The 20,050-nt window shown below is 73.3% G+C and carries 19 protein-coding genes and 2 pseudogenes; 12 read left to right on the forward strand and 9 right to left on the reverse strand.

Features of this window, described 5'->3' with window-relative positions; translation table 11 throughout:
- Window positions 1-42: 42 nt before the first annotated feature.
- The 8 genes and pseudogenes from ACIRG6_RS33045 to ACIRG6_RS33080 form a co-directional block, all read right to left on the reverse strand.
- Window positions 43-708, reverse strand: a complete 666-nt coding sequence (locus ACIRG6_RS33045; protein ID WP_364819956.1) for an ABC transporter permease — start codon at window positions 706-708, stop codon at window positions 43-45.
- Window positions 705-1,415: an ABC transporter permease gene (locus ACIRG6_RS33050; protein WP_318214897.1), complete on the reverse strand. Its 711-nt coding sequence runs from the start codon at window positions 1,413-1,415 to the stop codon at window positions 705-707. Before ACIRG6_RS33050 ends, ACIRG6_RS33045 begins: the two co-directional genes overlap by 4 nt.
- The gene (locus ACIRG6_RS33055) at window positions 1,412-2,536 is read right to left on the reverse strand and encodes an ABC transporter ATP-binding protein (RefSeq protein ID WP_364682741.1); all 1,125 of its coding nucleotides are present in this window, start codon (window positions 2,534-2,536) and stop codon (window positions 1,412-1,414) included. The genes ACIRG6_RS33050 and ACIRG6_RS33055 overlap by 4 nt, the downstream gene beginning before the upstream one ends.
- 220 nt (window positions 2,537-2,756) lie before the next feature.
- Window positions 2,757-3,120: pseudogene (locus tag ACIRG6_RS33060) on the reverse strand (serine hydrolase); the annotation flags it as partial.
- 244 nt (window positions 3,121-3,364) lie between these two features.
- The gene (msrB, locus tag ACIRG6_RS33065; RefSeq protein WP_318214893.1) at window positions 3,365-3,772 is read right to left on the reverse strand and encodes a peptide-methionine (R)-S-oxide reductase MsrB; all 408 of its coding nucleotides are present in this window, start codon (window positions 3,770-3,772) and stop codon (window positions 3,365-3,367) included.
- A gap of 14 nt (window positions 3,773-3,786) precedes the next feature.
- The gene (murC, locus tag ACIRG6_RS33070) at window positions 3,787-5,184 is read right to left on the reverse strand and encodes a UDP-N-acetylmuramate--L-alanine ligase (RefSeq protein ID WP_403325331.1); all 1,398 of its coding nucleotides are present in this window, start codon (window positions 5,182-5,184) and stop codon (window positions 3,787-3,789) included.
- Window positions 5,185-5,260: 76 nt separating this feature from the next.
- Window positions 5,261-5,734, reverse strand: a complete 474-nt coding sequence (locus ACIRG6_RS33075; RefSeq protein ID WP_318214891.1) for an indole-3-glycerol phosphate synthase — start codon at window positions 5,732-5,734, stop codon at window positions 5,261-5,263.
- A 202-nt stretch (window positions 5,735-5,936) separates the two neighbouring features.
- Window positions 5,937-6,722 (reverse strand): pyrimidine reductase family protein, encoded by a 786-nt coding sequence (locus tag ACIRG6_RS33080; protein ID WP_364682743.1) that lies wholly within the window; start codon window positions 6,720-6,722, stop codon window positions 5,937-5,939.
- Window positions 6,723-7,050: 328 nt separating this feature from the next.
- Here ACIRG6_RS33080 and zapE point away from each other — a divergent pair, with 328 nt between their 5' ends.
- The 12 genes and pseudogenes from zapE to ACIRG6_RS33140 all read left to right on the forward strand — a co-directional run bounded on the left by zapE (window position 7,051) and on the right by ACIRG6_RS33140 (window position 19,105).
- On the forward strand, window positions 7,051-8,172 hold the full coding sequence (gene zapE, locus ACIRG6_RS33085; protein WP_350715775.1) for a cell division protein ZapE: 1,122 nt from the start codon (window positions 7,051-7,053) through the stop codon (window positions 8,170-8,172).
- Between the two features lie 165 nt (window positions 8,173-8,337).
- A complete protein-coding gene (locus tag ACIRG6_RS33090; protein WP_364819961.1) occupies window positions 8,338-8,736 on the forward strand; it encodes a hypothetical protein in 399 nt (132 codons plus the stop codon).
- 76 nt (window positions 8,737-8,812) lie between these two features.
- Window positions 8,813-9,394, forward strand: coding sequence for a carbonic anhydrase (locus ACIRG6_RS33095; RefSeq protein WP_364682749.1), 582 nt, complete (start codon window positions 8,813-8,815; stop codon window positions 9,392-9,394).
- 8 nt (window positions 9,395-9,402) lie between these two features.
- Entirely contained in the window at window positions 9,403-10,878 is a 1,476-nt protein-coding gene (locus tag ACIRG6_RS33100) for a SulP family inorganic anion transporter (protein ID WP_403325335.1), read from the forward strand.
- Window positions 10,879-11,014: 136 nt separating this feature from the next.
- A complete protein-coding gene (locus ACIRG6_RS33105) occupies window positions 11,015-11,791 on the forward strand; it encodes a slipin family protein (RefSeq protein ID WP_318214885.1) in 777 nt (258 codons plus the stop codon).
- A gap of 99 nt (window positions 11,792-11,890) precedes the next feature.
- Complete coding sequence (locus ACIRG6_RS33110; protein WP_403325337.1) at window positions 11,891-13,258, forward strand: PhoX family protein; 1,368 nt, start codon at window positions 11,891-11,893, stop codon at window positions 13,256-13,258.
- A 32-nt stretch (window positions 13,259-13,290) separates the two neighbouring features.
- The gene (locus ACIRG6_RS33115; RefSeq protein ID WP_403325339.1) at window positions 13,291-14,808 is read left to right on the forward strand and encodes an FAD-dependent oxidoreductase; all 1,518 of its coding nucleotides are present in this window, start codon (window positions 13,291-13,293) and stop codon (window positions 14,806-14,808) included.
- Window positions 14,809-14,930: 122 nt separating this feature from the next.
- Complete coding sequence (locus tag ACIRG6_RS33120) at window positions 14,931-15,785, forward strand: polysaccharide deacetylase family protein (RefSeq protein WP_364682757.1); 855 nt, start codon at window positions 14,931-14,933, stop codon at window positions 15,783-15,785.
- An 18-nt stretch (window positions 15,786-15,803) separates the two neighbouring features.
- Window positions 15,804-15,990 (forward strand): annotated as a pseudogene (locus ACIRG6_RS33125) (hypothetical protein).
- 75 nt (window positions 15,991-16,065) lie between these two features.
- Entirely contained in the window at window positions 16,066-16,785 is a 720-nt protein-coding gene (locus tag ACIRG6_RS33130) for a peptidyl-tRNA hydrolase (protein ID WP_350715788.1), read from the forward strand.
- 116 nt (window positions 16,786-16,901) lie between these two features.
- Window positions 16,902-18,266: a DUF692 domain-containing protein gene (locus ACIRG6_RS33135; protein WP_403325342.1), complete on the forward strand. Its 1,365-nt coding sequence runs from the start codon at window positions 16,902-16,904 to the stop codon at window positions 18,264-18,266.
- 44 nt (window positions 18,267-18,310) lie between these two features.
- Entirely contained in the window at window positions 18,311-19,105 is a 795-nt protein-coding gene (locus ACIRG6_RS33140) for a TIGR04222 domain-containing membrane protein (RefSeq protein ID WP_403325344.1), read from the forward strand.
- Between the two features lie 213 nt (window positions 19,106-19,318).
- Here ACIRG6_RS33140 and hemQ read toward each other — a convergent pair whose 3' ends face one another.
- Window positions 19,319-20,050, reverse strand: coding sequence for a hydrogen peroxide-dependent heme synthase (gene hemQ / locus ACIRG6_RS33145; protein ID WP_318214878.1), 732 nt, complete (start codon window positions 20,048-20,050; stop codon window positions 19,319-19,321).

Here is a 20,050-nt window from a genome sequence, read left to right on the forward strand (position 1 = left end):
CCACGGCCGGGTCACGGTTTTCCGTACGTCCGTGCCCGGACGTCAGCGCCTGCGCACCCCCGGCGACACCGCGAACCTGCCCGCCGCCCAGAACAGGGCGAGCGTGACCAGGGCCAGCAGTGCCACCAGGGTGGCGCCGCCCACCACCTTCTCGTAGTCGCGCTGGTAGAGCCCGTCGATGATGTACCGGCCGAGCCCGCCCAGGCTGACGTAGGCGGCGATGGTGGCCGTCGACACGACCTGGATGGCCGCCGAGCGCAGTCCGCTGAGGACCAGCGGGAGGGCGACCGGCAGTTCGACCCGGAACAGGATGCGCGTCTCGTGCATGCCCAGGCCGCGTGCGGCGTCCACCGGGGCGGGGTCGACGGAACGGACCGCCTCGTAGGTGGTGACCAGGATCGGCGGTACGGCGAGGACGACCAGCGGGATCATCACCGGCAGCAGGCCGATGCCCATCACGACGGCGATCAGCACCAGCAGGCCGAAGCTCGGCAGGGCCCGGGCCGCGGTGGCGATGAAGGCGACGGCGTTGCCGCCCCGCCCGGTGTGCCCGGTGAGCAGCCCTACGGGCAGGCCGATCGCGGCGGCCAGGACGAGGGCGAGCAGCGTGTACTGGACGTGCTCCGAGAGGCGTTGCGGGATGCCGTCGTAGCCGTGCCAGTGGGCGCTGTCGCTGAAGAAGGCGTTGACGAAGTTCAGTACGTTCACCGGGCCGCCTCCGTCGCCGCGGGCTGCTCGGCCGGCGGGGTCGTGCCGTTCCTGCCGCGCCGGCGGGTGCCGCGCGGCATCCAGGGAGTCAGCAGGGTCCGCGCCAGGACCAGCGCCGCGTCGCACAGGATGGCCAGGACGGCCGTCGTGACCACGGAGTTGACCGCGAGCTCGGGACGGTCGTACTTCTGCGCGTCCGCGAGCAGGTTGCCGAGGGCGCCCTGGTTGCCGATGAGGGCGCCGACGCTGACCAGGGAGATGCTGGAGGCGGTGGCCACCCGGAGCCCGGCGAGGATCGCGGGCACGGCGATCGGCAACTGCACCTGGAGGTAGCGCCGTACGGGCCCGAAGCCCATGGCGGTCGCGGCGGCCAGCGTCTCCTGCGGCACCGACCGCACGCCGTCGACGATGGCGGGGACCAGTACCACCAGGCTGTAGACGGCCAGCGGGATCATCACCGTCAGCTCGGTCTGGCCGGTGTAGTCGATGAGGACGACGAAGACGGCCAGCGACGGGATGGCGTAGAACACGGTCGTCACGCCGAGCACGGGCGGATAGAGCCAGCGGAAGCGCACACAGAGCTGGGCGACGGGAAGCGCGAGCAGCAGCCCGGCCAGGACCGGCAGCAGCGCCTCGCGCAGATGCAGGCCGATCAGGCCGGAGTAGGTGTTCTGCAGGTCGCTCGGGATGTCGAAGAAGCCGTTCACGAGGCGACCTTGGCGGCATCGGAGCGCCCGGCCGCGTGAGCGGTGCGGATGGCCTCGCCGATCGTCTGCTGGGAGACGACCCCGGCCACCCGGCCGTCGGCGTCCACGGCGACGGCCCAGCCGGTGGGCGAGAGCACGGCGCAGTCGAGGGCGGCCCGCAGCGAGTCGGTGCCGGGGACGAACGGCCGCCCGTACGGCAGGAGGGCGTCCGGCGCGATGTCCCCGGCGGTCAGGTCGTGCGGCTCGCCCCAGCCGAGGGGTCTGCCGTCGGTGTCGGTGACGAGGAGGTAGGGGGCGTCCGGCGCGGCGAGGCGTTCGGCGCCGGCGTCGAGCGGCACGACGGCGTCGGTCGTCAGCTCCAGCGTGGCGGACGGGAAGAAGGACAGCCGGCGGATGCCGCGGTCGGCGCCGAGGAAGTCCTCCACGAAGGCGTCCGCCGGGTCGGACAGCAGCTCGGCGGGGGTCGCGAACTGGGCGAGCCGGCCTCCGGTGCGCATCACCGCGACCATGGTGCCGAGTTTGACGGCCTCGTCGATGTCGTGCGTGACGAACACGATGGTCTTGCCCAGTTCGTCCTGGATGCGCAGCAGTTCGTCCTGGAGGCCCTTGCGCACCACGGGGTCGACGGCCGAGAACGGCTCGTCCATGAGCAGCACCGGCGGATCGGCGGCGAGCGCCCGCGCCACGCCGACGCGCTGCTGCTGTCCGCCGGAGAGCTGGTACGGGTACCGCTTGCCGAGGGAGGTGTCGAGCCCGACCCGTTCCATCAGCTCCGCCGCCCGGGCACGGGACTTCTGCTTGCCCCAGCCGAGCATGCGGGGCACGGTGGCGATGTTGTCGAGGATCGTCCGGTGCTGGAAGAGGCCGGCGTTCTGGATGACGTAGCCCATGGACCGGCGCAGCGTGGTGACCGGCCGGCCCTGGATGTCCGCGCCGTCGAGGAGGATGGTGCCCTCGGTCGGCTCGACCATCCTGTTGATCATCCGCAGGGTCGTCGTCTTGCCGCAGCCCGAGGGGCCGACGAGGACCGTGATCGACCGGTCGGGGATCTCCAGCGACAGCCGGTCGACCGCCACCGTGCCGTCCGGATACCGCTTGGTGACTGATTCCATCCGTATCAAAGCGCCGAATGCCCTTCGGGTCTGGCAGAAGCTGCCCGCTCCGGCCGCGGTCGGTGGGGCCGTCGCCGGTCGAGTGTAGACGGGGGGTGTCGCGGGGCCCTTCGGTTCGGGGCGACACCTTCCCCGTGTCGGGGCGTTCACACCGGCGTTCGCCCCGTGCCTTCCCCGGCCGGCCACCGGCTGCGGTCGGCGCCGCCCGGCCCGGTCAGCCGTACATCGCCTAGCGGTACAGGGCCGCGGGCGCGTCGTCGATGGGGTGCGGCTGCGGCGTACCGGAGGAGTCCAGCCTGTTCCACCTCCGCAGGTTCACCGCGACCGCCATCTGCCGCTTGCCGTCGGCGCGGGTCATGGCCAGCGCCCCACCGCCCCAGACCGTGCCGCCGTGGCCCCGGAAGGTGCCCTGGCCGGCCCCTCCATCGGGTGCAGGCCGAGGCCGTAGTCGATCGTCCTTCCCTCCTGGGAGACGACCGGGACGGTGCGCTGCATCTGGCCAGCGACGCCGGGGCGACGATCTCCCCGGCGAGCAGCATGCCGTAGAAGCGGTTGAGGTCCGCGACGGTCGATATCAGCGAGGCCGAGGGCCCGGGAGGCCCGTCCATCGGCGGTCCTCCGGCCGCCCCTACCGGACCGCGATCGGAGGCACCCCTGGGTGTCCCCACCAGCGCGCTGCCGAGGGGGGGTGTGTTCGTGGTGGCCGAAGCGTCCCGTGCGGTAGCTCCTCACCAGGCTCGCCCGGCGTCAGCGCGCACCCGAGGTGACCGGGGCGCGGGCCCACGGAGCCGACCGTGGGTCCGGGCGCCCCGTCCGGACGGTGTACGACGGGCGGCGTCAGCCCTCGGTGGGCGCCAGCCGCAGCGCGACGCTGTTGATGCAGTACCGCTGGTCGGTCGGGGTCGGATACCCCTCGCCCTCGAAGACGTGCCCGAGGTGGGAGCCGCAGCGGGCGCAGCGCACCTCCGTGCGCACCATCCCGTGGGACCGGTCCTCGATCAGCTCGACCGCGTCGGTGTCCTTCGGGTCGAAGAAGGACGGCCAGCCGCAGTGCGAGGCGAACTTCGTCTCCGAGGTGAACAGCTCGGCGCCGCAGGCGCGGCAGGAGTAGACGCCCTCGGTCTTGGTGTCGGTGTACTCACCGGTGAAGGCGGGTTCCGTGGCGGCCTGGCGCAGGACGGCGTACTCGGCCGGGTCCAGCTCCGCGCGCCACTGCTCGTCCGGCTTCTCGACGTCGTACGCCATGAGTTCTCAGCCCCTCACTTGCCCGTGCTCGACAGCTGGTCCAGGATGCGGGGTCCGAGGTCGGTGACGTCGCCCGCTCCCATGGTGAGAACGAGATCACCGGCCTTCGCCATTCCCGCGACCGCCGCGGGCGCCGCGTCCTTGTCGTGGACCGGCGTGACGTCGGCGCCAGCCGCCCGCGCGGCCTCGATGATCAGCTCGCTGGTGACACCGGGGATCGGGTCCTCGCGGGCGGGGTAGATGTCGAGGACCACCGACGCGTCGGCCAGGGCGAGCGCCTGGCCCATCTCCTTGCCGAGCTCCTGGGTGCGGGAGAACAGGTGCGGCTGGAAGAGGACCAGGATGCGGGCGTCGCCGACCGCGGCGCGCATGGCCTCCAGGTCCGCCGTCATCTCGGTGGGGTGGTGCGCGTAGGAGTCGACGACCTGCACACCGGCCGCCTCGCCCTTGAGCTGGAGGCGCCGCTTGACGCCTGTGTAGGCGGCCAGGGCGGGGGCCAGCTCGGTGGCGGGGATGCCCAGGGCCACGCCGGCGGCGAGGGCGGCGACCGCGTTGTGGGCGTAGTGGCGGCCGGGGACGGAGACCCCGAAGGTCAGCTCGGTGCCGTCCATGAGCACGGTGACCTCGCTCTTGAGGCCCTGCGGGACGACCGACAGGATGCGCACGTCGGCGTCCTCGGACTCGCCGTACGTCACCGTCCGCACCGAACCGGCCAGCCGGCGCGTCAGTTCCCGGGCGCCCTCGTGGTCGGCGGCGATCACCAGCGTGCCGCCGGGCACGATCTTCCCGGCGAAGGTCTCGAAGGACTCGTAGATCTCGTCCATCGACGCGTAGTTGGCGTGGTGGTCGAGCTCGACGTTGAGGACGATGGCGACCTCGGGCGCGTACTTGTGGAAGCTGCGGTCGCTCTCGTCCGCCTCGGCGACGAAGATCTCGCCGTCGCCGTGCAGGGCGTTGGAGCCGGGCGCGTCCAGGTCGCCGCCGATCGCGTACGACGGGCCGCGGCCCAGCTCGGACAGGGAGACCGCGAGCATGGAGGTGGTCGTGGTCTTGCCGTGGGTGCCGGCGACCGCGATCGGGCGCAGCCCGTCCATCAGGGCGGCGAGGGCGTCGGAGCGGTGCACGACCGGGATGCCCAGTTCGGCCGCGCGGGCCAGCTCCGGGTTGTCCTCGCGGATCGCCGACGAGACGACCACGCAGCTCGCGTCGTCGGCGAGGTGCTCCGCCGCGTGCCCGATGTGCACGGTCGCGCCCAGGGCGCGCAGCGCCTCGGCGGTCGCGGAGTCCTTCGCGTCGCTGCCCGCCACCGCGGCCCCGCGCTGGGCGAGGATCTTCGCGATGCCCGACATCCCGGCGCCGCCGATGCCGATGAAGTGCGGTCGGTCCATGGCGGTAGGAAGGCCGGGTGCCATGCGCTGTTCTCCCCAGGGGTGCGGTGCGTGCTGGTGGGCGCGCCCCCGGCGCGGGGCCCGGGAGCGCGGCCCCAGCCTATGCCTTGCTGTGGGAGAACAGCTTCAGGACCGGTACGCCGACCTTGTGCCGGGCCCGCGAGGCCCAGTCCCGGTGGAAGAACTCCTCCACGTAGTGCGGGTCGGTCAGGACGATCACCTCGTCCGCGCCGATCTCCTGGACGAGCGACCTGAGCGCGTCCAGCGGGTGCGCCTCGACCAGGCGGCCCTCGGCGCCGGCGCCGGACGCGCGCAGGGCCGTGAGGGACACCTCCAGCGCCCGCTGCCCGACGGTCAGCGCCTCCTCCCCCTCCGGGGTCTCGCCCTCGCGGACCGCGTCGTCGAGTTCGCCGAGGGCGACGTCGTCGATGGCCCGCAGCAGCCGGTCGGCCTGGTCGCCGCGCGGCTGGAGCAGCACGTGGAAGGCGACCGGTTCGTCGCCGTGCAAGGTGGTGACGAACTCCACGTCGGCGGACGTCAGGGCCTTCTCGATCATCAAAACGCTTGTGAACACCAGGCGCCCCTTCTCCTTCGAGGGCCCGCGGGCCCACCCTCCGCAGGCGTGCCGAGCCCTGCGGAAACCATCCTGCCCCGTGATCGCACGGGTACTGCCGGATTCAGTGTGCCCGGCACGGACTAATCGGAACGAGTGATTCCGTATGAGGTTCGCGGCGGCGCGCCAACGGCCGGACGTCGGTACGGTTCGCCGCCGCGGTTCAGTCGCGGCGGTACCGGCTGAAGAGGAAACCTTCCTCCTCCAAGAGGGACGCCAGGGCGAAACGCCGCGGCACCTCGACCGAGGGCCCGCCCGCGATGCGCTGCGCGTCGCCCGCGGTGAGCATCGGGGAGACGGTCAGGCACAGCTCGTCGAGGACGCCGGCCGCGACGAACTGCCCCAGCAGCCGCGGGCCGCCCTCGGTCAGCAGCCGGGTGTGACCGAGCCCGGCGAGCGCGTGGACGGCCCGGGCCGGGTCCACGCCGACGCCGTCGCCGGCGATCACCACCCGGGCGCCGGCCTTCTCGGCGGCCGCGACGCGGTCCGGGGCCGCCGCGGCGCCGGTGAGGATCAGGGTGGGCACCAGCGGCGAGGTGAACAGCGGCAGGGAGAAGTCCAGCTCCAGGCTCGCGCTGACCACCGCGATCACCGGCGCCGGGCCCTGTCCGGCCGCCTGCCGCAGCTCCGCGAACTCCGCACGCGCGCGTGCGGGCCGGTACCCCTCCTGGCGTACGGTCTCGGCGCCGGCGATCACCACGTCCGCGAGCGCCCGCAGAGTGCCGAAGATCCGCATGTCGGCCGCGCTGGAGATGGGCTGGGAGCGGCCGTCGTGCTGAGCGGCCCCGTCGAGGGTGGAGACCATGTTGGCCCGCAGCCAGGCCCCCGTCCGCGCGTCCGGCTCGGGGTACGCGTAGGCGTCGGCCAGCTCGGCGAGACTCCACTCCCGGTCGCCCCCGGCGGAATCGCCCTCTGCTGTCGGATCGGTCACAGGGAACAGACGTCGCATGCGGTGCAGTGTTCCACGCCACCCACGAGCGAACCCCGGCCGCCACCGCCCCGCACAGCCAAGCCGAGCCCCGCCCCGCAGCCGACCCACGCAGCCGCGGACAGTCCCGCCCCGCCGCAGCCGCCGCAGCCGCCGCAGCCGCCGCAGCCGCGGGCAATCGTGCCGCTAGGGCGGCACGGGTGGGCGCGGCGGCACCCCGCAAGCGCCGGGCCGCGCGCCCCACCCCCGCCCCGCGGACAACACCGGGCATCCGGAGACCACCACCCAGGCCCCCAGCCGCAGGCCACCGCACGAGGCACCCACCGCACAGGCCCTACCATTGACCACCGTGTCGTCCTCCTCCGCCGCCCCCGGTTCCGCCTCCTCCGGCCCCACCCCGATAGCCGGGGCGACCCCGCTGTCCCTGTGCGCCCGTGAGCCGCACGTCCCGGCGGACCGCCTGGTCGCCGAGATGGTGCCGCCCCCGCGCTTCGACTCCGTCCGCTTCAGCACGTACATCCCGGACCCGAACCAGCCCAGCCAGAGCGAGGCCGTCCAGGTCCTGGAGGGCTTCGCCGCCGGACTGGGCGAAGCCCCCGGCACGGCCACCGGCAAGCGCGGCTTCTTCGGCCTCGGCCGGAGCAAGGCCCCCAAGCCCCCCGCCGGCCCGCGCGGCGTCTACCTCGACGGCGGCTACGGCGTCGGCAAGACGCACCTGCTGGCCTCCCTGTGGCACGCCACCCCCGCCGAGCCCTCCCGCAAGGCCTTCGGCACCTTCGTGGAGCTGACCAACCTGGTCGGCGCCCTCGGCTTCCAGCAGACCGTGCAGACCCTCTCCGGGCACCGCCTCCTGTGCATCGACGAGTTCGAGCTGGACGACCCGGGCGACACCGTCCTCGTCTCCAGCCTGCTCGCCCGGCTCGTGGAGGCCGGCGTCGCGCTCGCCGCCACCTCCAACACACTGCCGGGCAAGCTCGGCGAGGGCCGCTTCGCGGCGGCCGACTTCCTGCGCGAGATCCAGGGCCTGTCCGCCCACTTCCGCGCCCTGCGCATCGACGGCGAGGACTACCGCCACCGGGGCCTGCCCGAGGCACCCGCGCCGTACTCCGACGAGCAGGTGACCCGGGCGGCGCAGGAGACGGACGGCGCGTCCCTGGACGAGTTCCCGGCGCTCCTCGACCACCTCGCCCGCGTCCACCCCAGCCGCTACGGCGCTCTGACCGACGGCCTCGAGGCCGTGTGCCTCACCGGGGTCAGGGCGGTGCCGGACCAGTCGACGGCGCTGCGGCTGGTCGTCCTCGCGGACCGGCTCTACGACCGCGAGGTGCCCGTGCTGGCCTCGGGGCTGCCCTTCGACCGGCTGTTCAGCGAGGAGATGCTGAAGGGCGGCTACCGCAAGAAGTACTTCCGGGCGATCTCCCGGCTCACCGCCCTCGCCCGGGACGCGGGACGCCTCGTCGACGCGGACTGACCCATCGTCCGTTTCACGCCGACCGACCACGATTTTCAGGCTCTCTTCGCCTCGTAACGCCACGTTAACCCTGCAAATGACTTTGCGGGGTTAATGTGTTTCTTGACCAAGCATTGACCAAGTGCTGGCGTGCACAAGAGGCGTGAAACGACCGGAGGGGGGCGCATGTTCCGAGGTGGGACGCCCCGGGCCCTGCTTCCGCTCCTCGCCGCCGTCCTGTTCGCCCTTCAGTTCTTCGCACCCGCGCCGTCCTTCGCATCCGCGCACACGAGCCGTGATGCCGTGGCCAACGCCCCGTCAGGGTTCACCCTCGGCGCGACGGCGTCCCCCGACGAGACCGTCACCTGTCACGAGCCCGGCCGCTCCGGCAACACGCACGGCCCGGCGCGCGTCCGCGACCGGCACCGCGCCACCGCGGCGCCCGAGCCCGAGGCCCCCGAGCCCCCGCTGTCCCGGCAGCGCACGGCCGCACCCGAGCAGGTGCCGCCCGGCCGCGCGCACGAGCGCCGCTCGAGACCCGCCACGGACCGCTCCCCCGCGGCCCTCCAGGTCTTCCGCTGCTGAGCGACGGAGCACCCCCCCACTCCGTCCACACCCGTCCGACGCGCCCCCACAGCGCGCCAGGAGGAATCACCGCATCATGCAGCCCCTCATCGACAACGCCCGTACGTTCGGACAGCGCCCTGAGGAGTTCGCCGGGCACGCCGCAGGCCAGTCGCCCGAAGTCCTGTTCATCACCTGCTCCGACTCCCGGGTCGTACCGGCCCTGATCACGGGCGCCCGGCCCGGCCAGCTCTTCGAGCTGCGCACCGCGGGCAACATCGTCCCGCCCTACGGCGCCGAGCGCCCCAGCGGCGAGGCGGCCACCATCGAGTACGCCGTCGAGGTCCTCGGCGTCACGGACATCGTGGTCTGCGGCCATTCGCACTGCGGTGCCGTCGGCGCGCTGGTGCGCGGCGACGACCTGACCGCCGTACCCGCCGTGCGCGACTGGCTCGCCGAGGCCGCGGACGAGCCGAAGCCCTGCGACCCCGCCGACCCCACGGTCGCCGACGCCGTCCAGCACCACGTCCTGGCCCAGTTGCTGCGGCTGCGCTCCTACCCGTGCGTCGAGCGGCGGCTGACCGAGGGCCGGCTGCGCCTGCGCGGCTGGTACTACGAGGTCCACACCGGCACCGTGCGTCAGCACCACGCGGACACCGACGCGTTCGAGACCCTGTGAGCGGCGTCGTGAACATATCCAAGTTCCCGCACTGGCGGCAGGACCTCACCGCCTCGCTCGTCGTGTTCCTGGTCGCCCTCCCGCTGTGCGTCGGCGTCGCCGTCGCCTCCGGTGTCCCGGCCGAACTCGGCCTCGTCACCGGCATCGTGGGCGGCGTGGTCACCGGCCTCCTGCCGGGCAGCAGCCTCCAGGTGTCCGGTCCGGCCGCCGGCCTGACCGTGCTGGTCTTCGGCGCGGTCGACGCCTACGGACTGCCCGCGCTCGGCGTGATCGTGCTGGCCGCCGGGCTGCTCCAGCTCGCGATGGGCGCCCTGAAGCTCGGGCGCTGGTTCCGCGCGATCTCCCTCTCGGTCGTCGAGGGCATGCTGGCCGGCATCGGCCTCGTGCTCATCGCCGGCCAGCTGTACTCGGCGGCCGGTCTGGAGGCCCCCGCCTCCGGCCTCGACAAGATCATCGGGCTGCCCGGTGCCGCCGCCGACGCCCTGGGCAGCACCGGAGCCCTGACCTCCCTCGCGCTCGGCGCGGGCACCGTCGCGGTGATGGTGCTGTGGAAGCGGCTGCCGAAGGGGGTCCAGACCGTGCCGGGCGCGCTGGCCGCGGTCGGACTGGCCACGGCGGTCACGGCGGTCTTCGGACTGTCGGTGGCGACCGTCGAGGTGAACGGCCTCCTGGACTCGATCCAGCCGCCCGGAGCCGACGCCTTCGGCGAGCTGGCGAACGTGGGCCTCCTCGGCACGATCGTCGCCTTCACCCTGATCGCCTCGGCGGAGAGCCTGTTCAGCGCCGCCGCGGTGGACCGGCTGCACAACGGTCCGCGCACCGAGTACGACAGGGAGCTGATGGCGCAGGGCGCCGGCAACTCGGTGTGCGGTCTGCTCGGCGCGCTGCCGATGACCGCGGTCATCGTGCGCAGTTCCGCGAACGTCGGCGCCGGCGCGCGGACCAAGGCGTCCCGGGTGCTGCACGGCGTGTGGCTGCTGCTGTTCGCCGCGCTGCTGCCGTCCGCGCTGGCGCTGATCCCGCTGCCCGCGCTGGCGGGCATCCTGGTCCACGCGGGCTGGAAGCTGATCCCGTTCCGCGGCATCGTGTCGCTGTGGCGCGGGCACCGGGGCGAGGCCCTGATCCTGGTGGTCACGGCCGTGTCGATCGTCGCGGTGAACATGTTCGAGGGCGTGCTGATCGGTCTGGCCCTGTCCGTGGCCAAGACCGCCTGGGAGGCCTCGCACCTCAAGCTGGAGATCGTCGACAAGGGCGCGGGTCCCGTCCAGGCACACCTGTCGGGCAACGCGACCTTCCTGCGGCTGCCGAAGATGCTGGAGAGCCTGGAGGCACTCCCGCAGGACCGCCCGGTCGAGCTGGACCTGTCCGGGCTGCACCACTTGGACCACGCCTGCCGCACCGCGCTGGAGAACTGGGCCGAGCGGCACAGTGCGGCCGGCACGGACCCGGTGAAGGTCACGGAACCGGCCGGAGCCGCGGCGTAACGCCTGGCGGGCGCCCGTACCCGGCGCCTGCACCGGTGCCCGTTCCGGGCGTTGCCTGCGGGCATGGCCCCGGAGCGGGCACCGGGCATATCGTTGCAGGAGCAGGCGAATCGGCCCTCTGGGCGAGGAGGTCGTCATGCTCCAGGAGCTGCTGACCGCGGTGGCCGCCGTCGGAAGTGCCGGGGTCCTCTACGTCGTCTCGGCGGCACGGGTCGTCAAGCAGTACGAGCGCGGGGTGGTCTTCCGGCTCGGGCGGCTGGCGGGGGACGTGCGCTCGCCCGGGTTCACGATGGTGGTCCCGTTCGTGGACCGGCTGCACAAGGTCAACATGCAGATCGTCACGCTGCCGGTGCCCGCGCAGGAGGGCATCACCCGCGACAACGTGACCGTGCGGGTCGACGCCGTCGTCTACTTCAAGGTGGTCGACGCGGCCAACGCGCTCGTCAAGGTCGAGGACTACCGGTTCGCCGTCTCCCAGATGGCGCAGACCTCGCTGCGGTCCATCATCGGCAAGAGCGAGCTGGACGACCTGCTCTCCGACCGGGAGAAGCTCAACCAGGGCCTGGAGCTGATGATCGACAGCCCGGCGGTCGGCTGGGGCGTGCAGATCGACCGGGTCGAGATCAAGGACGTCTCCCTGCCCGACACGATGAAGCGCTCCATGGCGCGGCAGGCCGAGGCCGACCGGGAGCGGCGGGCCCGGATCATCAACGCCGACGCCGAGCTCCAGGCGTCCCGGAAGCTCGCCGAGGCGGCGGAGCAGATGTCCGAGCAGCCCGCCGCCCTGCAACTGCGCCTGCTGCAGACCGTGGTGGCCGTCGCCGCGGAGAAGAACTCGACACTGGTCCTGCCCTTCCCGGTGGAGCTGCTGCGGTTCCTGGAGAAGGCCCAGGAACGGCCCGTGGAGCGGTGACGAACGGTGACACGTGCTACACGCGTGGTTCCCGGGGCTCCTGGCAGGTGATAGACACAGCGGGGTCACAGTCCTGTCCGCCAGCAGGAAGGTTGCCCCATGTCCGCAACACGACGTCAGGTGCTGGCCCGCTCCGGTGCGCTCGGAGCCGGCATCGCCTTCACCGGAGCCCTCTCCGAACTCTTCGCGGGCACCGCCGCCGCACAGTCCCTCGGCCACGCCGGCTACGGACCCCTGGTGCCCGACCCCGACGGTCTGCTCGATCTGCCGAAAGGATTCCGCTACCGGGTCCTGTCCCGTGAGGGCGACCGGCTGCGCTCCGGCGAGGGCCGGGTCCCGTCCAACCACGACGGCATGTCGGCCTTCCCTGGCCGACACGGCCGTACCCACCTGGTACGCAACCACGAGAACCGCGCCAACGGCCGGATCCCGGTCCCCACGGTCGAGGGCCTGACGTACGACCCGGCGGGCAAGGGCGGTTGTACGGCGCTGACCCTGGACTCCCACAACCGCGTCCTGTCCGAGCGGGTGGCGATCGCCGGTACGGCCGTCAACTGCGCGGGCGGCCCCACCCCCTGGCACACGTGGCTGACCTGCGAGGAGACCGAGGACAAGGCGGGCACCAACGGCTACACCAAGGACCACGGCTTCATCTTCGAGGTCGACCCCGTCGACCCGCACCGCACCGGCGCGGTCCCGCTGACCGCGATGGGCCGCTTCCAGCACGAGGCGATCGCCGTGGACCCGCGGCGGGGCGTCGTGTACGAGACGGAGGACGCCTTCGAGCGGCCCTTCGGGCTCTTCTACCGCTTCCTGCCCGAGAAGCCGCTGGGCGGCACGGGCTCGCTGCGCGCGGGCGGCCGGCTCCAGGCGATGCGGGTGCCCGGCGTACCCGACCTGTCCTCGATCCAGGAGACGGGCGCCGAGTTCGACGGCATCGAGTGGGTCGACGTACCCGACCCGCTGGCCACCACGACGCCGATCTGCCACCAGGACTTCGGCCGGGGCGGCATCACCCACGCGCAGAAGCTGGAGGGCTGCTACTGGGGCGGGCGCAGCGTGTACTTCGTGTCGTCCTTCGCCCACAGCGCCGAGGGCTCGGCGGCCGACCACTACGGCCAGATCTGGCGCTACGACCCGGACCGGCGCCGCCTGACCCTGGTGATCGTCTTCGGCCCGGACACCGACGTCCAGCTGCCCGGCGAGTCCCCGGACAACATCTGCCTGGCACCGAGCGGCGGCCTCATGGTCTGCGAGGACGGCAACGGCGCCCAGCACGTCTACGGGGTGACCCGGCGCGGCGAGGTGTACGCGATGGCCCGCGGCCGGCAGAACATCGGCACGGCCGAGGAGCCCGAGTGGGGCGAGTTCGCCGGGGTCACCTTCTCGCCCGACGGCGACACCATGTACGTCAACTGCTACACCCCGGGGACGACCTTCGCCGTGACCGGCCCCTGGCGCGGGTGAGGACCGTGTAGACACGGGGTACCCGGCGCCGCATGACGGACAACGCGCGGCTCAGCGGCTCGTACTGGCTGGAAACGGCACCGGGTGCCCCCCGTCCGCCCCTGACGGAGGACATCGAGGCCGACGTCGCGGTGATCGGCGGCGGGATCGCCGGACTCAGCACGGCGTCGGAGCTGGCGCGGGCCGGACGGAGCGTGGCGGTGCTGGAGGCCGGCCGGATCGCCGCGAGCGTCACCGGCCACACCACCGCCAAGGTGTCCGTCCTGCACACGCTGGTCTACGACAAGCTGCGGCGCACCCGGGGCCCCGAGGGCGCCCGGCTGTACGCGCGCTCGCAGACGGAGGCCATCGAGCACGCCGCCGCCCTGGTGGACGAGCTGGGCATCGACTGCGAGTGGGAGACCCGCGACTCCTACACCTACGTGTGCGATGCGGGCCGCGTGGACGAGCTGCGGGCCGAGGCGTCCGCCGCGAAGGAGGCGGGGCTGCCGGCGTCGTTCGTGACGGAGACCGGGCTGCCGTTCCCGGTCGCGGGCGCCGTCCGGGTGACCGGGCAGGCCCAGTTCCACCCGCGCAAGTACCTGCTGGCCCTCGCCGAGGACCTGGAGGCGCGCGGCGGGCGGATCTTCGAGGACACCACCGTCCACGGTCTGGACGAGGGCGAGCCGTGCCGGGTGTCGACCGGGACGGGAGCGACGGTCACCGCCCGGGACGTCGTGGTCGCCACCCACTACCCGATCTTCGACCGGGCGCTGCTGTTCGCCCGGCTCTCGCCGCGCCGGGAACTGGTCGTGGCGGGGCCGGTCGAGGCGGACCGGGACGTCGCCGGCATGTACATCACGCCGGACGAAGGCACCCGGTCGGTGCGCACGGCACCCCTCGACGACGGCCGACGGCTGCTGATCGTCACCGGTGAGCACTTCACGCCCGGCACCGGAGACACCCGGGAGCGCTTCGACCGGCTCTCGGCCTGGGCCCGCGACCACTTCCCCGGCGTGGACGTCACCCACGCCTGGGCCACTCAGGACATCGACCCCACCGACACCGTGCCCATGGTGGGCCCGCTGCACCAGGGCACGCGGCACGCGTACGTGGCCACCGGGTTCGGCGGCTGGGGCATGAGCGGCGGCGTCATGGCGGGCCTGTTGCTGACGGCGCAGATCACCGGCCGGGAGTGCGCCTGGAGCGGGCTGTACGACCCGCGCCGGCTGAAGACGCAGGCGCGCGAGATGCCCCAGTTCCTCAAGACGCAGGCACAGGTGGCCGGCCACTTCGTCGGGGACCGGCTGAAGCCCGCGCCCCCGGTGGACGCCCTGCCTCCGGGCGAGGGCGCCGTGGTCCGGGCGGGCGGCGACCGGCTCGCGGTCTACCGGGACGAGGCGGGTGCGCTGCACGCGCTCTCGCCGCGCTGCACCCACCTGGGCTGCCTGGTCAGCTTCAACGCGGCGGAGTGCGCGTGGGAGTGCCCCTGCCACGGCTCGCGTTTCGCCACGGACGGCAAGGTGATCCAGGGCCCGGCGACCACACCGCTGGAGCGGCGGGACATCTGACTCTGCTCGGTCCTGAGCCGTCGTGACCCGTTGTGACCCGTTCTGACCCGGGAGGGTGACCCCTCGGGCCCGACACGACAGATAGTCGTATAAAACGAACAACATACTCATACGTTCGTACGGTGATGACTCTCGTACGACGCACCACCGCACTGTGCGCTGTCGCCGCCGCCTCCGTCGCGCTCGCCGCCTGCGGGAACTCGGATGCGGGGAAGGTCCCCCGCCCGGCACCGTCCGCCGGTCCCTCGAAGGCCGCCCCCTCCCGGCCGCCCACCCTCGCCCCCGGCCCCTCGGGCCTCACCCCCGTCTTCGAGCACGGCCCGCGCGCCGCCAGGATCGTCGCCCTCACCTTCGACGCCGACATGACGGCGGACGAGGGGCCCCGGGCGGCGGCGGGCGAACGGTTCGACAACCCGCAGCTGATCGCGACCCTGCGGAGGCTGAAGGTGCCGGCCACGGTCTTCATGACCGGGCGGTGGGCCGAGGAGTACCCGGACGAGGCCCGCTCCCTCGGCCTGGACCCGCAGTTCGAGATCGCCAACCACTCCTACAGCCACTACGCCTACACGGACGACTGCTACGGCCTGCCGACCGTGCCCCGGGAGCGGATGCGGTCGGACCTGGAGCGGGCGTACACGGCGTTCGACAAGGCCGGAGTGCCGAACCCGATGCCCTACTTCCGTTTCCCCGGCGGCTGTTACGACAAGACGGCCCTCGGGGAACTGACCCCCGCGGGCGTCACCGTCGTGCAGTGGGACGTGGTGAGCGGGGACGCGTTCGCGACGGACGCCGACGCGGTGGCCCGGCAGGTGCTGGACGGCGTACGGCCCGGTTCGGTGGTCGTCATGCACTGCACCCGCAGCGCCGCCCCGGTGACCGAACGGGCGGTGCGCACGGTCGTGCCCGAACTGCGCGAGCGGGGCTACCGCTTCGTGAAGGTGTCCGAGCTGATCGGCGCGGCGGACGGACGGCGCTGACCGTCCTACGCCGGAGGCATGAGCAGCGACGAGGACCACTGTCCGATCGACGTGGCCCGGCCGTCCGTGGCCGACGGCCCGCCGTACGCCGTGGGGGAGCGTGCTGTGCCGTGAGCCGACGGAGCACCCCGAGTCGTACAAGGGGATCATCCTCTGCCCGCGGTGTGAATGGCAGGAGGCCCAGCGGACCGCCTGCTCGGGGTGACCTCGGCGCGGGCCCCGGCGGGGCGTGACACGGGGGCCGTCCTGTCGCGTGCGGGCGGGTTGGCAGACTGGGGGCGTGAGCAATGAGCCGACGACGCCCGTCCCCGACAGTCCCTTCCGCCCCGAGCCCGGCGACCGCGACCTCGCGCCGCAGTTCGTCCTGCCGCTGGTCGTCCGCATCGAGCGGGCGGCGCCGCCGGCCCGTACGGACGCCCTGGAGACCGCGGCCCGCGCGGTGCTGGTGATGCTCGCGGACGAGCGGTCGACGGGCGACGGCGAGTGGGCCGAGGCCGTGCGCGACTGGCAGGACGCCCGTATCCGCAAGGTGGTGCGGCGGGCGCGTGGCGCCGAGTGGCGGCGGGCCGAGGCGCTGCCCGGCATCACGGTCAGCGGGAAGACGGCCGAGGTACGGGTCTTCCCGCCGGTCCCGCTGGACGGCTGGCCCAAGGACCTGGCCCGCCTCCAGGTCTCCGGCACCGACCTCGACGACCCCGAGCCCCCGGTCGACGCCGACCCGTCGGCCCCCGTGCTGTGGCTGAACCCGGACCTCGGCATGTCGGCCGGCAAGGCGATGGCCCAGGCCGGCCACGGTGCCCAGCTCGCCTGGTGGGAGCTGGACGACGCGGCACGGGCCGCCTGGCGCGACGCGGGCTTCCCGCTGGCGGCGCGCACCGCGGACCCGGCCCGCTGGGCCGGCCTCACCACCAGCGGCCTGCCGGTGGTCCGCGACGCCGGGTTCACGGAGATCGCACCGGGCTCGTGCACGGTGGTGGCGGACCACCCGGCGCTGCGGTAGCGCTCCGAGGCGCCGGGGGCACGAACCTCAAGTGTTGCTCTGAACATGCCCGGCCCGGGGTTCGGGCCGGGCGCCCCGGGCCATATCCCCGTCGAACCGACGGGGAGGGACGGACCATGGAGCGACTGGGGACCGGCATCGGATGGCGGCCGGAGATCGCGGACGTCGTGGAGCGCATGCCCGGCATCGACTGGGTCGAGGCCGTGGCCGAGAACCTCTGCCCCGGCCATCTGCCGGATTCCCTGCTGCGGCTGCGCGAGCGCGGCGTCACCGTCGTGCCGCACGGCGTCTCGCTCGGCCTCGGAGGCGCCGAACGGCCCGACGCGGGCAGGCTGGCAGCGCTCGCCGAACGGGCGGAGGTGCTGGGTTCGCCGCTGGTCACCGAGCACATCGCGTTCGTCCGGGCCGGCGGGCCGCTGTCCGCCTCCCCGCGCCTCGAGGCCGGTCACCTGCTGCCGGTGCCCCGCACCCGCGACGCCCTCGACGTGCTGTGCGAGAACGTGCGCGTCGCCCAGGACGCGCTGCCCGTACCCCTCGCCGTCGAGAACATCGCCGCGCTGATCGCCTGGCCGGGCGAGGAGATGACGGAGGGACAGTTCCTCTACGAGCTGGCCGACCGGACGGGGGTGCGGCTGCTCATCGACGTGGCGAACCTGTACACCAACCACGTCAACCGCGGCGAGGACCCGGCCGAGGCGCTGCGCGAACTGCCCCTGGAGGCCATCGCCTACGTCCATGTCGCGGGCGGCTTCGAGCGCGACGGCGTCTGGCACGACAGCCACGCCCACCCCGTACCGCGGCCGGTGCTCGACATCCTCACCGACCTCGCCTCGCGCGTCGCACCGCCGGGCGTACTGCTGGAACGCGACGAGAACTTCCCGGAGGAGGACGAGCTGCGGGGCGAGGTGGAGGCGATCCGGACCGCGGTGGCCAAGGGCCGGGCGTCGGCGCCGGACCCGGTGCTCACCGGCGCCGACGCCGCGTCGCGGGAGGAGACGGAGCCCGCCGTCACCGACGCCGCCCGTCAGCGCCTCGCCCTCGCCCAGGCCGCGCTGCTGTCCGCGCTGGTCGCCGGCACGCCCGTGCCCGAGGGATTCGACCGGGCGCGGCTCGGTGTGCAGGCACGGGCGCTCGCCGGGAAGCGGGCGGACGTGGTCGCGAAGGTCGCGCCGGAACTGCCGGTGATCCTCGGCACGGAGTACCGGACCGCCTTCCTCGCCTACGCCCAGGGCCGTCCGATGACCGGCGGGTACCGGCGGGACGCACTGGAGTTCGCCGGGCAGCTGCTGCGGGACGGCCGGCCCCAGGACGCCTCCGCGCGGCGGGAGTTGCGGGAGTGGTGGCTGGAGCGGTCGGGGCCGGCGCCGCGACCGGAGCGGCCCGGGGTCCGGTGGGCCCGCGCGACCCGGCGGGTGCTGCTGCGCCGCCGAGGCGGCCTGGCGGAACGTCACACACCGACAACACTGCGTCCCGGAATGTGAAAAGGGCATGGCGCCGGCGTAAGCCCTTGGCATAGAAGTACGGCATGTTCTGGGTCCTTCTCCTGCTGCCGGCCTGGGTCGTCGCCGGTCTGGCGTGCACGCGGCTGTGCCTGGCCGCCGTGCGCGCGGCGGCCACCGACACCACGACCGCGGGCCACGCGCACGCGCTGACGCTGTACGAGGCGGCGTTCCTCTCCGGCGGCCCACGGCGGGTCGCCGACCTGACGCTGGTGTCCATGGCGCGCCAGCGTCGCCTGCTGCTCGCGCACACCGGCTGGGCGACGGTCGTCGATCCGCGCGGCCGGGACGACATGGAGCGGTCGGTCCTCGGGGCCATAGGACCGGAGGAGCAGTCCCGGATAGCGCCGGTGCGGGCGGCCGCCGCCACCGCCGACGCGGTACGGGGCCTGGCGGACCGGCTGGTCGGCGCGGGACTCGCCGTGCCGGACGGTGCGCGCAGCGTCGCGGCCGGGGTCCGGCGGGTGCGGCTCGCCGCGCTGACCGTGTGCGCGCTGGGCGCCGCCGCACTGGCGCTGCCCGTCCCGGCGGACCTGCCGCGCCACCTGATCGCCCTGTGGTTCGCGCTGCCGCTCGTCCTGACCCTCAGCTCCCTGGCGATCGCGCGGATGGAGGTCCACCCGTACTCGCACTGGGCGTCCCCTGCCGGACAGCGGCTGCTCGGCACGCTCGCCCGGGACGCCGACGGCACGGCGGACGAGCGTACGTACCTCACGTCCGTCGCCGTGCGCGGCATCCACGCCATCGGTGAACCCGACCTGCGGGCGGCCTTCGCCCACCGGGAGGACTACCTCGGGGAGCACCGCGAGCGACAGGGCTGAGCCGGGCAGCACCCGCGGAGCCGCGCCCGGCGCCAACACCCGCGGGCGGTGCTTGCCTCGCCCGGTCTCCGGACTGGCGAGGCGCTGCGCCACGACCACTCCCTCCACGACGCCCGCGACCTGGACGTCGTGCGGGCCGCGCTGGGCGGTCGAGACCCGAACACGGGACCCGAACCCCGGACCTGATCCCCGGCCTTCCGGCCGGGAACCCGGTCAGGCCAGCCCAGCCACCAGCTCCGCGATGTCCTTGCGGCGCCCCGTGTAGAACGGGATCTCCTCGCGCACGTGCCGGCGGGCCTCGGAGGCGCGCAGGTGGCGCATGAGGTCGACGATGCGGTACAGCTCGTCGGCCTCGAAGGCGAGGATCCACTCGTAGTCGCCGAGCGAGAAGGAGGCGACCGTGTTGGCGCGCACGTCCGGGTAGCCGCGGGCCATCTTGCCGTGGTCGGCGAGCATGCGGCGGCGGTCCTCGTCGGGCAGCAGGTACCAGTCGTAGGAGCGCACGAACGGGTAGACGCTGACGTAGTCGCGCGGCGTCTCGTCGGCGAGGAACGCCGGGATGTGCGAGCGGTTGAACTCGGCGGGGCGGTGCAGCGCCATGTTCGACCAGACCGGCTCCAGCGCGCGGCCCAGCTTCGTGCGGCGGAAGAGGTTGTACGCCTCCTGGAGCTGGTCGCTGGTCTCGGCGTGCCACCAGATCATGAGGTCGGCGTCGGCGCGCATCCCGGAGAGGTCGTAGGTGCCGCGGACCGTCACGTCCTTGGCGGCGAGCTGGTCGAACAGCTCCTGGACCTCGTCGGCGTAGCCCGCGCGGTCCTCGGGGAGCACGTCCTTGAGCTTGAACACGGACCAGAGGGTGTAGCGGATGACCTCGTTGAGGTCCTTGGCCAGCTTGCCCTTGTTGGGGATCCGGTCGGCGGCAGGGGTGGAGGCGTCGTCACTCAT

This window comes from Streptomyces flaveolus, assembly GCF_044765825.1.
GTDB classification, from domain to species: domain Bacteria; phylum Actinomycetota; class Actinomycetes; order Streptomycetales; family Streptomycetaceae; genus Streptomyces; species Streptomyces flaveolus.